The sequence below is a fragment of the Mesorhizobium sp. M0028 genome, assembly GCF_040323855.1.
GTDB lineage: Bacteria > Pseudomonadota > Alphaproteobacteria > Rhizobiales > Rhizobiaceae > Mesorhizobium.
In genome coordinates, this window is sequence record NZ_JAMYVG010000006.1 from 160,697 (window position 1) to 175,678 (window position 14,982).

A 14,982-nucleotide genomic window follows, 5' to 3' on the forward strand; every position below is an offset into this window, starting at 1 on the left:
TTGAAACTGACTTACGCGAAGCGCCTGGATCTTCGTTTCATGCATTCCCAAACCGTTGCGCAGTTTGGGACACATGCATGCAAGCCCAGCCGGACGATCACCCCACAGAATCGCCCAGTCCCTCGTGATCGCCGATCATGGTTGATATTCGGTTGACGGCGCTCGACAAGAGCCGCGATTTTGCCGAAACAATGGCGGCAAATCGATGACATAGATCGCGCTCGGGGGGAATTCGAAAAAAATGCAGATCCTTCTGAAGTTCGTCAAATGGCTGCTGGGCCTGGCTGTGCTGGCCGCTGCGATGCTCGCCGGCTGGCTGTATTTCGCGCCGCCGGAACTGATCCGCGTCGGTTCCGGCTATTCGGCCAAGATCGTCTGTTCGAACGTCTTCATCGCAGGGCGAGACGCCGACGACGTGCTCGCCGTCGATGTGCAGGCGCCGGGCCATCCGCTGCTGAAGCTGATGAGAGTGTCGGTGGACAAGGAGAAGGGAACGGTTTCGGCGGGCCTGTTCGGCGGGCTCGGCAAGAGTGTCGCGGTCGCCCGCGACGGGCTCGGCTGCGCCTCGGTTCCCGACAGCGATATTGCCGCCGCCAAGGCTGTCGCGGGAGTTGCACCGACGCCGGCGCCGCTGCCCGATGCGATCTGGCCGGAGGGCGACAAGGCCGATGCCTCGCAGGATCCCGAGGTCACGGCAATCCTCGACGATCCGGCATTGACCGGTGCTGGCATGCGGGCGGTGGTGGTGGTCAAGAACGGCCGCATCGTCGCAGAGCGCTATGGCGACGGCTTTTCCGAAAAGACCCCGCTACTGGGCTGGTCAATGACCAAGACGGTGAATGCGGCGATCGTCGGCACGCTGATGAAGGACGGCAAGCTGGCGATCACCAACCAGGGCCTGTTTCGACCCTGGCAAGCAGATGGCCGTGCCGTGATCAGCCTCGCCGACATGATGGCAATGTCGAGCGGACTGGAATTCAACGAGGATTATGGCGACGTCGCCGATGTGACGCGCATGCTCTATCTCGAACCGGACATGGCAGCATTTGCCGGATCCAAGCCGCTGACCGGCGAGGTCGGCAAGGTGTTTTCCTATTCGAGCGGCACGGCGGTGATGCTGTCCCGATTGTGGCAGGACGCGATCGGCGACAAGGACAAGGCGCTGGCGTGGCCGAGGGTCGCGCTGTTCGATCCGCTCGGCATGCGGAGCGCGGTGTTAGAGGCCGACGAGCACGGCACCTTCGTCGGCTCGTCCTATCTCTATGCCACGGCACGCGACTGGGCGCGCTTCGGCCAATTCCTGCTGCAGGGTGGCGTCTGGAACGGCAAGGCGATCCTGCCCGCCGGCTTCGTCGACTGGATGCGGGAACCGGCAACTGCCTCGAAGGTCTACGGCAAGGGGCAATTATGGATCGAAGGGCCGGGCGACGAGGAAAATCCCGGCGCCGGCATTGCCGCCGGCCTGCCCAAGGACACCTACTGGATGGAGGGGCATGATGGGCAAACGGTCGCCATCATTCCCTCCGAGCAGCTGGTTGTGGTGCGGCTCGGGCTGACGCCGGCCAGGCTCGGCTACCGGCCGCAGGTAATGGTGGCGGCGCTGGTCAAGGCGCTGCATTAGGCTGTATCGATATTCAGGTGATACCGGCCTGCAAACGGCGGTTTCCTGCGCTTCCGGCCTTCGCCGGCCAAAGCACTCATGAGCGGTCGTGGCAGTTAAGGCTACGGCCGGCGTAGGCCGGTGCTCACGTACCCAAAAGTACACCCCGCGCCGGTTCTCGGAGCCCACCGTTTTCGACTCGGCCTGACCTGAATCTCAACACACCCTGGCTATCGACCTAGGCCGATCACAGCGAGCCACGCATAGCCGCGATAAAGCGCTTGGAAACGGAAGCTTGCACCGGTTCTTGCAGATTCCGAATCGAGAACCGCGCGCAGCGATTGACGTGGCTCGACATGGAATTTTTTCAGCCAGCCGCGCAGCAGCGTGCGGAACCAGCGGGGCAGGGCCTCCTGCTGGCCGAAATCGACGATATGCAGCGAGCCGCCAGATGACAGGGCAGCAAGAGCCGCGGATACCGTCTTCTCCCAGCCGGGGATCATCGACAGCGAATACGAGACAAAGACGCGGTCGAAATTTTCGACGCCGAACAGCGCCTTTGCGTCGAAATCCGTGGCATCGCCGCGCGCCAGCGTGACGCGGCCGGAGAGGCCTTCGCGGGCAAGGGCGGCGGTGGCCGTCTCCAGCATCTCGGCCGAAATATCGAGGCCGAAGAAGCGCGCGCCGGGATAGCGGCGGGCGGCAAGGATGATGTTGCGGCCGGTGCCGCAGCCGAGCTCGAGCACGGTGCCGCCGGCCGGCACATCCAGGCCGGCGATAAGCCGGTCGCGACCGAGCAAATAATATTTGCGGGTCAGGTCGTAGATATGACGCTGCCAGCGGTAAACGCCGTCCATCAGCTCGGCATGACTGGCCGGCAACTCGGTCGTGCTCATGCGCCCTGCTTCACGTAGAGATGAAAGCCGCCATAGATCGCCGAGCGGTCGCGCGCCGAAAACTCGCGCGAGGCGTCGTTCTCGTAGCGCCACTGGTCGAGCAGCGAATTCGAGACGCGGCCGGGCAGCAGGCTGGGTTCCGCTGCGGTGCGGAAGATGACGCGGGCGCCGGTGGAGGCGGTTCGGGTGATCTCGGCCCACAACCCGTTGAGCTGGTCGTCCGTCATCCAGTCCTGTGCGTCGAGCAGCACGAAGCGGTCGACCGAACCGGCATCCTTGCCGGCAAGGAACTCGATCAGATTGGCATGGTGGATTGCCACGCGATCGACATTGTTGCGGATCGTCTTGTAGTTGCGCTTTTCGAGATAGGCGGGCAGGGCGGCCTCGCCGGGATTGGGATAGCGGCGGGCAAAAGCCTGCCAGGCGAAATAGTTGGTCTTCAGCGGAAAATCGCAGGCGAGCTTTTCCAGCCGCGCCTTGAGCACGCTGGCCATGGTGCCGTCACCCGAGGTGATCAGCGAATCGTACTGGGCCGGCGGAATGCCGAGGCCGAACAGCGAAGCTTTTCGCGAAGTCGCCCATTTCAGCAGCGGTTTTTCGAAGACCGGCGCCAGCTCTTCGTCGAAGAAGCGGCGCTGATCGGCGATGCTCTTGGCGTCCATGATGTCGGCCGGGTCGACGCCGAAGAATTTTGCGGTGCGATGGCCCATGGCGATGAACAGGCCAAGCAGGCCGGTCTGGTAGAAATTGCGGTCGAAGACAGCGATGCGGCGACGGCCGCGCCAGCTGCGGCGCTCCCAATAATGGCGGCTGACCGGGTCGAGATGCGGTGCGATGAAGCGGTCGTAGGCCTGCGAATTGTGCCCGGTCTCAGCCGCGCCGAAGAAACGGAACAGGTCGCCCTGCGACGGCAGGTGACGGACGGCTTCGAGCTTCATACGGTTCAGCGCGATGTGGGCGGTGTTGAGGTCGACGGCATCGATCCTTTCCGGCGACCGGGTGAGATAGGCGAGGATGTTGCAGCCGCCCGAGGCAATGGTGACGATGCGGTGACCCTTGCCGAGCTGCATCGCGTCCATGTCGATTTCGGGGTCTTCCCAGATCTGCGGGTAGACAAGGCCGGAGAACAGGAAGGCGAACAAGCGCTCGGAGATGCCGGCTTTCGACAGCGGGCGGTTCTGGTAGACGGCTTTGCCAACTTCCTTGCCGCGGCGAAAAACCAGTTCTCCAGAAATGTCCGTCATGGCAAGGCGATTCCCCGTTTGCTTTGCCGCAAGCGGGTAGCGCAGGGTCATGACAGGCCGGTGACAGCCTGTTGACGCGAGTTCAGGCCTTGCCAAATCCACCAGGCGTCGGCGTCGTCACGATGACTGCCTCGCCGGCGTCGAGGATGGTCTGATCGCAGGCCTTCAGGACCTCGACGCGGCCATCCTTGCGCCGGACCTTGGTCGAGCCGGCCTCGCCATCGCCGCCGCCGTCCAGTCCCTGCGGCGGGCGGTTGCGATGCGAGGACAGGATCGCGCATTCCATCTTTTCAAGAAAGCGGATGGTGCGCTTGGTGCCGTCGCCGGCGCTCCATTTGCCTTTGCCGCCGGAACCTTCGCGGATATGAAAGTCCTCGAGCAATACCGGGAAACGCAGTTCCAGCACTTCCGGATCGGTCAGGCGCGAATTGGTCATGTGGGTGTGGACGCCGGAGGTGCCGTGAAAGCCGCGGCCGTCGTTCATGCGGCCGGCCGGCGAACCGGAGCAGATCGTCTCATAATACTGGTACTGCTTGTTGCCGAAGGTGAGATTATTCATCGTGCCTTGCGCATTGGCCATTGCCCTCATCGCGCCGAACAGCGCGTTGGTGACGTGCTGCGAGGTCTCGACATTGCCGGCGACGACTGCCGCGGGATAGGCGGGCTTCAGCATCGAGCCGTCGGGAATGACGATGTTGATCGGCCGCAGACATCCGGCATTCATCGGGATGTTGTCTTCGACCATGACGCGGAAGGCATAAAGCACCGCGGCACGGGCGACCGGCTCTGGCGCGTTGAAATTGTTCTTCATCACTGGCGACGTGCCGGTGAAGTCGACGGTCGCTTCGCGCTTGTGCCGGTCGACCGATATCTTCACCTTGATCATTTGGCCGGTGTCGGTCGGATATTCGTATTCGGAACTGTCGGGCAGCCGCTCCAGTACGCGACGCACGCTTTCGGCGGCATTGTCCTGGACATGGCCCATATAGGCTTCGACGACGCCAAGGCCGAAATGCGCGACCATCTTGCGCAGCTCGGCGACGCCCTTTTCGTTCGCGGCGATCTGCGCCTTGAGGTCGGCGATGTTCTGGTGCGGATTGCGCGCCGGGTAGGGGTGGTCGGTCAGCAGCGTCTCCAGGTCCTTCTTGCGGAACCTGCCGCGATCGACGATGCGGAAATTGTCAAACAGCACACCTTCCTCATCGACGGTAGTGGCAAGCGGCGTCATCGAGCCGGGCGCCGTGCCGCCGATGTCGGCATGGTGGCCACGCGAGGCTACGTAGAAGAGGATCTCCTCCCCCCTCGAGGGGGAGGTGGCGGCGAAGCCGCCGGAGGGGGTCGTTGCGGCAGTGCTCGACGCATTTGTGGTGCCTTCTGAGAGGACCCCACCCGGCCGCTTCGCGGCCACCCTCCCCTCGAGGGGGAGGGAAAACACCGGTGTCACCACGGTGATATCAGGCAGATGCGTGCCGCCATTGTAAGGGGCGTTCAGGGCAAAGACGTCGCCGGGGTGAATGTCGCCGGAATTGAGCCGGATGATGGTCTCCACCGAGCGGTCCATCGAGCCGAGATGCACCGGCATATGCGGCGCGTTGGCGACCAGCGCGCCATTCCGGTCGAAAACGGCACAGGAGAAGTCGAGCCGCTCCTTGATATTGACCGAATAGGCGGTGTTCTGCAGCGTTACGCCCATCTGCTCGGCGATCGACATGAACAGATTGTTGAAGACCTCCAGCATCACCGGATCGGCTTCGGTGCCGAGTGCGGCCTGCCGGTGCTTCTTCTCGATGCGGCGCATCAGTACATGGTCCTTGGCGGTGATCTCGGCCTGCCAGCCGGGCTCGACGACGATGGTCTGGTTCGGCTCGATGATCAAAGCGGGGCCGGCGATCTTGTTACCGGGCTTCAGCGTTTCGCGAGGGAAGATGCCAGCGTCGCGCCAGATGCCGTCGACGAAAATTTTCCGCGTCCCGGAAGGACTTGCGGCCTTGTGTTCAAGAAATGAATCGCTTTCGTCGCGGCCGGTGCTGCCGGTATCGGTACCTTCGACGCCGACCGATTCGACGATCATCGGCTTGTCGTCATAGACGAAGCCGAACTGCGCCTTGTGCGCCAGTTCGAAGTCCGCCTTGGCCTGCGCAATCGAGCCGTGCCCAAAGTTCACAGGCAGCGCGGTATCGGTGCCGTCATAGCGGATCTGCAGCACCGGCTTCGAGGCGACCGCGTCTTCGGTGATGCCTTGCGCGGCGAGTTCGTCGATGACGGCTTTGCGCAGCGTTGCGATGAGCTCGTTGATCGCCGGCCCGGAATCGTCCGCCAGCGGCTTCAGCAGCGCCTGCTGGCGTGACGCAAACACCGAGGACAGGCCGATGCCGTATGCCGAGAGCAGGCCGGAAAAGGGATGGATCAGCACAGCCTCCATGCCGAGCGCATCGGCGACGAGGCAAGCGTGCTGGCCGCCGGCGCCGCCGAAACAATTCAGCAGGTATTCGGTGACGTCGTAGCCGCGCTGCACCGAAATCTTCTTGATGGCATTGGCCATGTTTTCGACGGCGATGGTGACGAACCCTTCGGCAACGGCTTCCGGCGAGCGGCCGTCGCCGATTTCGGCGGCAAGTGCGGTGAACGTCTCGCGAACTGTCCGCACGTCGAGCGGTTCGTCCTGGCCCGGCCCAAAAATGGCCGGAAAGAAGTCGGGCTGCAGCTTTCCCAGCATGACATTGGCGTCGGTGACCGCAAGCGGACCGCCGCGCCGGTAGGCGGCCGGGCCGGGATTGGCGCCGGCCGAATCCGGCCCGGCGCGAAAGCGGCCGGCCTCATAGTGCAGGATCGAGCCGCCGCCGGCGGCGACGGTGTGGATGCGCATCATCGGCGCGCGGATGCGCACGCCGGCGACCTCGGTGTCGAAGGCGCGCTCGTAGTCGCCATCATAGTGGGCGACATCGGTGGAGGTGCCGCCCATGTCGAAGCCGATGACTTTGCCGAAACCGGCGAGTTTTGCCGTCTCGACCATGCCGACGACGCCGCCGGCCGGGCCGGACAACAGCGCATCCTTGCCCTGGAACATGTCGGCGGCGGTGAGGCCGCCCGACGACATCATGAACATAAGGCGGGGGGATTGGCCAATCTCCCCCGTTGTGGGGGAGATGCCAAGTGGCGGCAAAGGGGGCAGGGCAGAGGGGGGCGTGACAGACTGAGATGTTGGCGGGACAGCGCCCCCCTCTGTCGGCTTCGCCGACATCTCCCCCACAAGGGGGGAGATTGGCGCGGCACCCAGTTCCGCCGCAACCCTTTGCACATACCTTGCCAGGATCGGCGACAGATACGCGTCGACCACCGTGGTGTCGCCGCGGCCGACCAGCTTGATCAGCGGCGAGACCTCGTGGCTGACCGAGACCTGCGAGAATCCGAGCTTTCGACAGACTTTGGCGACCGCCTTTTCGTGATCGGGATGTTTCCAGGCATGCATGAAGACGATCGCGACCGCATCGATACCGTCAGCCTTGGCCTGTTCGATGGCAGGACGCACGGAGGCGATGTCGAGCAGGCGTTCGACACGACCGTCGGCGCGCACGCGTTCGTCTATCTCGATGACGTGCTCGTAGAGCTGTTCGGGAAGGATGATCTGCTTGGCAAAGATATCGGGCCTGGCCTGATAGGCAATCCTCAGCGCATCGCGGAAGCCCTTGGTGATGAGCAGCAGCACGCGGTCGCCCTTGCGCTCGAGAAGCGCATTGGTGGCGACCGTGGTGCCCATTTTGACGTCGCCGATCAGAGCGGAAGGGATTGGGGCGCCGGGCTGGACGCCGAGCAGTTCGCGAATGCCCTGGATGGCAGCGTCGGCATAGGCTTCGGGATTTTCCGAAAGGAGTTTCCTGGGATGCAGCCCGCCTTCCGGGTCCCGGCCGATGATGTCGGTGAAGGTACCGCCGCGGTCGATCCAGAAATCCCATCTTGCGGTCATGGCAGCGCCTCCGGCATTTTCATTTTACGCATCCTGTTAGTGCTCAACGCTTTGTACGGCCAAGCGCTTGATGTTACACGCGGAAACGCAACGTTACGAAACTCATCATGACCTGATGCATTGTGTCCTCGATCGTCGCCGGTAACGGTGGCGTGATTAGAGGAGAGATATCATGAAGAAACTCATTCTTGCGTCGGTCTCGGCGCTTGCCTTGCTTGGCGTTGCGGCCTGCAGCGACAGCGGCACCGACAACACTACGACGCAGAGCACTAACCCGCCGGCATCCGACCAGACGATGAAGCCGGCTGCTCCTGACGCCAACAAACCTGCCGAGCCGGCCCCGGCCCCCGCTCCTGCGCCGGCTGCCCCGGCGCAATAATTGATGTGACAACCAAGAGAGGCCGGCCTCACACGCCGGCCTTTCTGCTGCTTACGATACCCGCGCCTTGCGGCCGAGTGCGCCGACGCTGGCGCCGAAACGACGACCCAAGGCGCCAATCGCCAGGCTCGCCGTTTGCGCGGCGAGGCTGCCGTCTGCGGATTTTCCATGGGTGAGCGCTAGCGCCAGCCGCCTCAGGCATTCCGCCAAATCGATTGGGCCAGCCCCTGCGGCACTGTCTTGGCTTGATAGCGATGGGCGGTTGGCCCTATGAAACCCTCATGTCGATTTGGGACCGCCTCGGCGACTTCGTCACACGCGTTTCATCTTCAGCGTCGTCAGGCGTCGCCGAAGTGGTCGAAGCCGTGCGCACGGTTTTCTCCGGCGATGCCGATCTGCGCCGGCGCGTCGCCTTCTCGGTGGCGATGATCGCGCTGTCGGCCAAGATGGCCAAGGCAGACGGCATCGTCACCCAAGACGAGGTGCGCGCCTTCCAGGAAATATTCGAGGTGCCGAAGGAACAGAGGCGCAATGTGGCGCGGCTCTACGATTTGGCCAAACGCGACATTGCCGGTTTCGAAACCTATGCCGAGCGGATGGCGCAGCTTTGCGGTTCGGGCCATTCGAATTGCCTGATGCTGGAGGACATACTCGACGGGCTGTTCCACATCGCCAAGGCCGACGGGCTGGTGCATGAGCGCGAGCGCCAATTCCTGCATCGCATCGCCGAGATCTTCCGCATCGATGAGGCGCACTACCAGAGCATCCTGGCGCGGCATGTCGATCTGGGCGCCGCCGATCCTTATGTTGTGCTCGGCATCGAGCGTGGGAAGCCGTTCGAGGAGGTCCGCAGGCGCTACCGCAAGTTGGTCTCCGACAATCATCCGGACCGGCTGATCGCACGCGGCCTGCCGCAGGAATTCATCAAGATCGCGACGACCAGGCTGGCGGCGATCAACGCGGCCTATGAGATGATCGAGCGAGGCCTGCGGCACGCATGAGCGGCTTTCCGCCCGACGAGCCGAGCGCCGAGGTTAGGGTATCGCCGAATTTCGGACCGCGGCGCGGCACGCTTAGACCCGATATGATCGTGCTGCACTACACCGGCATGGCGACCGGCGCCGGCGCCGAGGCATGGTTGTGCGATCCGGCAAGCGAGGTCTCGTCGCACTATCTGGTCCATGAGGACGGCCGCATTGTTCAGATGGTAAGGGAAAGCGATCGCGCCTGGCATGCCGGCAAGAGCTGGTGGTTCGGACAGAGCGACATCAACTCCTGTTCGATCGGCATCGAGATCGTCAATCCGGGGCATACTCTCGGCTATCGCAATTTTCCAAAACCGCAGATCGACGCGGTGATCGGCCTGTGCGTCGGCATTGTCGAGCGCCATTCCATTCTGGCGCAGCGGGTGCTCGCCCATTCCGACGTGGCACCGGGGCGCAAGGTCGATCCGGGCGAGAAATTTCCATGGAAAGCCTTGTTTGCCGCCGGTGTCGGCCATGTTGTGCCGGCAGCACCGATCCGGCGCGGCGCCGTACTGAAGCCAGATGATACCGGCGCCGAGGTCGAGGCGCTGCAGTCGATGCTGTCGCTCTATGGTTATGGCGTCGAGATCACCGGCGCTTTCGACCGGCAGACCGAAATCGTGGTCGAGGCATTTCAGCGGCATTTCCGGCAGCGCCTGGTCGATGGCATGGCTGACGGATCGACGATCCGCACGCTGGAAAGGCTGCTCGCTTCCGCAAGGATAGCCTCTCTCAAATAATCTTTTCCCAGATTAAAAGTTACAATCTGTTACCTAAAGTGACTTGCGCCGCCTTCTTTGGCGCCAATTCCGTCGTCAAAGGCGATCCGTACAGATTGTCGGACCTCTATCCCCCCAGATGTTCCGATGTTGATTGAGGGTATCTGCGCGAAGTTCTTTGTGCAGATCAAACAGAACAGGATCACATGCAGAAATTGACCGTTTTAACGGCAGCCATTGCTGCCGGCGTAATGACTTTTGCCTTCAGCGCGGCGAACGGCGCACCGCTGAGCCAACGGGCCGATCAGGGCTTCAGTGCCGCAGCCGGCAAAACCGCCATGCCGAAAGGTGGTGCAAAAGTAGAGAAGACCACCACCGCAAAAGTGGAAAAAGCGGCCGCGGTAAGAACGAAAAAGCCAGTCTCCGCGAAAAGGCCGACCGCTGCGAGAAAGACAATCTCCAAACAGCATGTGAAGCGTAACCGCAAACGCATCGACCGTATGGCAACGGCGTCAGTCGCTCCGAAGAGCAGGCCAGCGCCCCAGGCGGCGGTTGTCGGCGGCAGCGGACAGTATTCGGCGATCATTGCGCGATATGCCGCCAGCTACGGCGTGCCGGTGTCGCTCGCCAATGCCGTCATCAAGATCGAGAGCAACTACCAGCCGAACCAGGTCGGCAGCGCCGGCGAGATCGGCCTGATGCAGATCAAGCCGGCGACGGCAAGAATGATGGGCTATAGCGGTTCGGTTCAGGGTCTCTACGATCCCGATACCAACATCAAATACGGCATGAAGTACCTTGCCATGGCGCGGGATCTCGGCGGCGGCACGACCTGCGGCACGATCCTGAAATACAATGCCGGCCACGGCGCCACACGGATGAACCCGGTGTCCGCAGCCTATTGCGGCAAGGTCAAGGTGCAGCTGGCAGCACTTGGAGCGCCCGCCTGACAAGCGATAACTTGCTTTTTCGTTTGCGTTTTCGGGCCTGAACCCCTTTATACGCCTTGCCAGCTGGCCGGGCGGCCGCACCCGCGAAGCCGAAAGGCTGCGGGTGAGGAAAGTCCGGGCTCCATGGAGACACGGTGCCGGTTAATGGCCGGCGGGGGCGACCCCAGGGAAAGTGCCACAGAAAGCAAACCGCCACGATCTAATCGTGGCAAGGGTGAAAGGGTGGGGTAAGAGCCCACCGCGCGACTGGCAACAGGAGCGGCACGGTAAACCCCACCGGGAGCAAGACCGAATAGGGGCGGTGCGAGGGGAAACCCTCGAGGGCTGTTTCCGGCTCACCGTCCGGGTAGGTTGCGTGAGGCGCATGGCAACATGCGCCCAAGATGAATGGCCGCCACGTTCTCGCCCCGTACGGGGCGAGGGCCATACAGAACCCGGCTTACAGGCCAGCTGGCAGTTTCCCCGATAAAAGGAAATCTCCTGATATCAGCAGGTTACGTCTTCGGGCGCAGCCGTTGATTCACTTTTCGACCCGCAATCGAGCGCGACATTCCTTGAAAATGGTGCGATTAAATCGTACCAGTTGATGACGATATTCAGGAGCGCGTCATGGGACAGGTCGATAAACGTAGCATCACGCTGTCGCCGGAGTTGGCCGCGGCAGTCGACGACGTGGTCGCCGCCGGCGAATATGCCTCGGCGAGCGAGGTGATCCGCGACGCACTGAGGCAATGGAAGGACAGGCGCGACCTGCTCGGCTACACGGTCGAGGAATTGCGCAAGATGGCGCAGGAGGGGATCGACAGCGGACCGGCGCTGGACGGGCCGCCAATCATGGAACGGCTGCGCGCCAAATATCTGAAAATGGCCGAGGCCAAAGGCCTTGAGGAGTGAAATATCGCCTGCTTCCTCAGGCATTGATCGACCTCGAAGCCATCGTCGACTACATTGCCGAACAGAATCCAAATGCGGCGGTTCGCCTCGTGGATCTCTTGCAAAGGCGGTGGATTTGCTGACCCTGCATCCCTTCTCAGGTGCACCGCGCGAAGACATTGCGCCCGGCATCCGTCACCTGATCGTCGGCGAATACCTCACTTTGTATCGTGTCCGCGAAGAGGCGATCGAAATCGTTCGCGTTCTCCACGGCCGGCGCAAGATCGACGCCGGCGATCTGAATTCGTAGTCGCGCTGCTCAGGTGCCGATGCGGTCTAGCGACGTCTCGATCGCCTGCCAAAGCTCTTCCACCGGCTCGCAGCCGATCGACAAGCGAACGAAGCCGGGCGGAACGGCATCTCCCCTTTTTGATCGCCGTTCGGCCGAAGTGTGTACGCCGCCGAACGATGTCGCTGCCTGCATCAACGCGCAGTTGTTGATGAAATCCTCGGCCTTGTCCTCCGAGGCGAGCACGAACGAGATGAGAAATCCGAAGCGCTCCATCTGGGCGCGGGCAAGATTGTGTGATGGGTCGCTCTCCAGTCCCGGAAAGCGCAAGCCGCTGATTGCGCGATGGTCTTTCAGCCGTCGCGCTATCATTTCGGCGGAAGCGCACATGCGGTCGAAGCGCACGTCCAGCGTTTCGAGGCCGCGATGTACCAGCCATGCCTCGAACGGCCCGGGGATGGCGCCCGACGTCTCGCGCCAGTCGGTCACCCTCGAGATAATATCTGCGTTGCGGCTGGCGACATGGCCGAACAGCACATCGGAATGGCCGTTCGGCGCCTTGGTGTCGGCAGCAATGACGATATCGGCGCCGAGATCGAGCGGGCGCTGGCCGAAAGGCGTCATCGTCGTGTTGTCGACCACAAGCATCGCACCCGCTTTGTGCACGGCTTCGGCGACGGCTGCGATGTCGCATATGTCCAGTCCTGGATTGGCGGGCGTTTCGACGAAGGCAAGCCGGTATCCGTCAAAGCCGCCGTCGAGGAAGCTCGATGTCGGCCGGACATCGTACGCGACGCCGAAGGACTTCAGGAAACGGTCTGCCAGCGCTCTCGTCGTATGGTAGCCGTCGGACGGCAGCAGGATACGGTCGCCGGCTTTGAGCAGGCCGAAAAACACCGCCGAGATGGCAGCCATTCCCGAGGGAAAGGCGACGCATGGGGCGTCTTCCAGATGCGCCAGCATGTGCTCGACTGCATCCCAGGTCGGATTGCTGAAGCGGCCATATTGATCGTAGCCGGTGGCGTCACCCGGCGCGTGGAAAATGGCGGCCATGGTCAAGGGCAAGGGAATTGGGTCGCCCTTGGCCAGCCCGGCGCGACGCAGATGAGGAAGTGCCGCGGCGCGCGACTTGGCTGTTTCAGACATGGCTTCAAACCTCGTTACTGACCGGAAAAGGAGATGCCGAGGCTATGCGCGGCAACGATCCGCAGCAAGCCGCGTCCGGTTGGACCACACGGCTCTAAACCCTTCGTTAGGCTTAATGGAGGATAAAGACCGGAGTGCCGTCAAAGCTGCTCTCCCCAGTCGTGGCAGGCGCGTTTTGAAGACTGTTCCCGTTGACGCCCATAACACCCCATGATATCCCATTCCGATACTCAAGCCTTCGTTCCGTGTCAGGGTGAAGCGTACGCCAATCGGGCAGCCGCGGCGGCTGCGCGTTTGCCTGCGTTCGCCCGTCATAATGAAGTGGGTTTTGGACGGCGACCGGGCCGGGGCGGCGCGGACAGGAAGATGCAGAGGGGTGCGGCGGCGCAAGCGGCCGTAAGGCGTAATGGACCGGTTTCTGTCGAACGCGGTGAACAGGATCGATGCGAAGGGACGGGTGTCCGTGCCGGCGCATTTCCGTGCCGTTGTGCAGAAACGCGGCTATTCGGAACTTTATGCGCTACGCTGCCTGGATCGCCCGGCGATGGATGTCGGTGGGCTCGACCTGCTCGATCGCTACGAGCAGCGCATCGCGCAGGAAGACCCGTTCCTGCAGGCGGCGGACGACATGTCGTTCTTCTGCCATGGCGATGGAACGTTTCTGAAGCTCGACCAGGACGGCCGTATCACGATGAGCGATTTCATTCGCGAGCATACCGGCATTTCAGCGGAAGTGGCCTTCGTTGGCCGCGGCAATTTCTTTCAGATCTGGGAGCCGGGACGGCTCAGCGCCTATGGGACGGAAGCTCGCGCCCGGCTTTTGCAGCTTCGGCAGGGGACGAAGCCCGGGGAGCGGCCGGAATGATGGCGGGCGACGGCGATGAAGTTCATGCCGTTGGCGGACCAGCCCGTCACATTCCGGTCCTCCTTGCCGAAGTTCTGGAGGCGCTGGCGCCGACAAAAGGCGAGGTGCTCGTCGACGGCACGTTCGGTGCTGGCGGCTACACGAAGGCCATTCTGGCAAGCGGAGCCTCGGTCGTCGCCATCGACCGCGATCCGGATGCGATCGCGGCGGGGCGGACCCTTGAACAGCAGTCCGGCGGCAGGCTCAGGCTTGTCCAGGCACCGTTCTCAACGCTCGACGAGCAGGTTGAAAGTGCCGATGGCGTCGTGCTCGACATCGGCATCTCCTCCATGCAGATCGACCAGCCGGAGCGCGGCTTTTCATTCCGCGCCGATGGACCGCTCGACATGCGCATGGCGCAGGCGGGCCTGAGCGCCGCCGACGTCGTCAACACTTTCAAGGTGGGCGATCTTGCCCGCATCTTCGGTTTTCTCGGCGAAGAACGCCATGCTGGGCGCATCGCCCGTATGATCGAGAGCCGTCGCGAAAAACGCCCCTTTGAGCGCACGCTCGACCTTGCCGATGCCATCGAGACGCATATCGGCCGCGCGCCGAAAGACAAGATCCATCCAGCCACCCGGGTTTTCCAGGCGCTGCGCATCTTCGTCAACGACGAGCTCGGCGAGCTGGCAAAGGCGCTGTTTGCCGCCGAGCGCGTGCTGAAACCGGGCGGGCGGCTTGCCGTGGTGACCTTCCATTCGTTGGAGGACCGCATGGTCAAGCGCTTTATCGCCGACAGAGCTGATTCAGCGACCGGATCGCGGCACCTGCCCGAGGCGCAGGCGCGCACCGCCACCTTCACCAAGAAGGGCAGCGGCGTGACGCCTGGCGATGCCGAGATTTCGGCCAATCCGCGGGCGCGCTCGGCAAGGCTGCGCGCTGCGATCCGTACAGAGGCGCCGGCGCGCGCTGGTGATTTTTCGATTTTCGGCCTGCCAAAACTGCCTGGCCCAAAGCTTCCCGGTGCTGATCGACCGGGAGAGAGGTGAACAC

The 14,982-nt window shown here is 62.8% G+C and carries 12 protein-coding genes, 1 other RNA gene and 1 pseudogene; 10 read left to right on the top strand and 4 right to left on the bottom strand.

All coding sequences use genetic code 11. From position 1 onward, the window contains the following. The first annotated feature begins 241 nt into the window (after positions 1-241). Entirely contained in the window at positions 242-1,621 is a 1,380-nt protein-coding gene (locus NKJ93_RS14785) for a serine hydrolase domain-containing protein (RefSeq protein ID WP_352481549.1), read from the top strand. Between the two features lie 209 nt (positions 1,622-1,830). Here NKJ93_RS14785 and NKJ93_RS14790 read toward each other — a convergent pair whose 3' ends face one another. The 3 genes from NKJ93_RS14790 to NKJ93_RS14800 are packed head-to-tail and all read right to left on the bottom strand — an operon-like array spanning position 1,831 to position 7,704. After that, on the bottom strand, positions 1,831-2,496 hold the full coding sequence (locus NKJ93_RS14790; protein WP_023721217.1) for a class I SAM-dependent methyltransferase: 666 nt from the start codon (positions 2,494-2,496) through the stop codon (positions 1,831-1,833). After that, the gene (locus tag NKJ93_RS14795) at positions 2,493-3,791 is read right to left on the bottom strand and encodes a BtaA family protein (RefSeq protein WP_031194591.1); all 1,299 of its coding nucleotides are present in this window, start codon (positions 3,789-3,791) and stop codon (positions 2,493-2,495) included. Before NKJ93_RS14795 ends, NKJ93_RS14790 begins: the two co-directional genes overlap by 4 nt. Positions 3,792-3,822: 31 nt before the next feature. After that, a complete protein-coding gene (locus NKJ93_RS14800) occupies positions 3,823-7,704 on the bottom strand; it encodes a hydantoinase B/oxoprolinase family protein (protein ID WP_352589855.1) in 3,882 nt (1,293 codons plus the stop codon). Positions 7,705-7,876: 172 nt separating this feature from the next. Between NKJ93_RS14800 and NKJ93_RS14805 the strand changes: the two genes are divergently transcribed. From NKJ93_RS14805 to NKJ93_RS14835, 7 genes and pseudogenes are all read left to right on the top strand, one after another. Beyond that, complete coding sequence (locus tag NKJ93_RS14805; RefSeq protein WP_023721215.1) at positions 7,877-8,083, top strand: hypothetical protein; 207 nt, start codon at positions 7,877-7,879, stop codon at positions 8,081-8,083. A gap of 281 nt (positions 8,084-8,364) precedes the next feature. Next, the gene (locus NKJ93_RS14810; RefSeq protein ID WP_023721214.1) at positions 8,365-9,084 is read left to right on the top strand and encodes a J domain-containing protein; all 720 of its coding nucleotides are present in this window, start codon (positions 8,365-8,367) and stop codon (positions 9,082-9,084) included. Next, positions 9,081-9,848 carry an N-acetylmuramoyl-L-alanine amidase gene (locus tag NKJ93_RS14815; RefSeq protein WP_352481545.1) on the top strand — a complete coding sequence of 256 codons (768 nt, stop codon included), beginning with the start codon at positions 9,081-9,083 and terminating at the stop codon, positions 9,846-9,848. Before NKJ93_RS14810 ends, NKJ93_RS14815 begins: the two co-directional genes overlap by 4 nt. A gap of 185 nt (positions 9,849-10,033) precedes the next feature. Then, entirely contained in the window at positions 10,034-10,777 is a 744-nt protein-coding gene (locus NKJ93_RS14820) for a lytic transglycosylase domain-containing protein (RefSeq protein ID WP_352481544.1), read from the top strand. A gap of 59 nt (positions 10,778-10,836) precedes the next feature. After that, an RNA gene (gene rnpB / locus NKJ93_RS14825) (RNase P RNA component class A) lies at positions 10,837-11,235 on the top strand. A 151-nt stretch (positions 11,236-11,386) separates the two neighbouring features. Next, the gene (locus NKJ93_RS14830; RefSeq protein ID WP_352481543.1) at positions 11,387-11,671 is read left to right on the top strand and encodes a type II toxin-antitoxin system ParD family antitoxin; all 285 of its coding nucleotides are present in this window, start codon (positions 11,387-11,389) and stop codon (positions 11,669-11,671) included. After that, positions 11,668-11,960: pseudogene (locus NKJ93_RS14835) on the top strand (type II toxin-antitoxin system RelE/ParE family toxin). Before NKJ93_RS14830 ends, NKJ93_RS14835 begins: the two are co-directional and overlap by 4 nt. A 9-nt stretch (positions 11,961-11,969) precedes the next feature. On the opposite strand, the gene NKJ93_RS14840 reads toward NKJ93_RS14835, so the two are convergent. After that, a complete protein-coding gene (locus NKJ93_RS14840; protein WP_352495118.1) occupies positions 11,970-13,085 on the bottom strand; it encodes a cystathionine gamma-lyase in 1,116 nt (371 codons plus the stop codon). Between the two features lie 406 nt (positions 13,086-13,491). On the opposite strand from NKJ93_RS14840, the gene mraZ reads away from it, so the two are divergent. Both mraZ and rsmH read left to right on the top strand, forming a co-directional pair. Next, positions 13,492-13,950: a division/cell wall cluster transcriptional repressor MraZ gene (gene mraZ, locus NKJ93_RS14845; protein WP_352481541.1), complete on the top strand. Its 459-nt coding sequence runs from the start codon at positions 13,492-13,494 to the stop codon at positions 13,948-13,950. After that, the gene (gene rsmH / locus NKJ93_RS14850; protein WP_023721208.1) at positions 13,947-14,978 is read left to right on the top strand and encodes a 16S rRNA (cytosine(1402)-N(4))-methyltransferase RsmH; all 1,032 of its coding nucleotides are present in this window, start codon (positions 13,947-13,949) and stop codon (positions 14,976-14,978) included. Before mraZ ends, rsmH begins: the two co-directional genes overlap by 4 nt. Positions 14,979-14,982 lie beyond the last annotated feature (4 nt).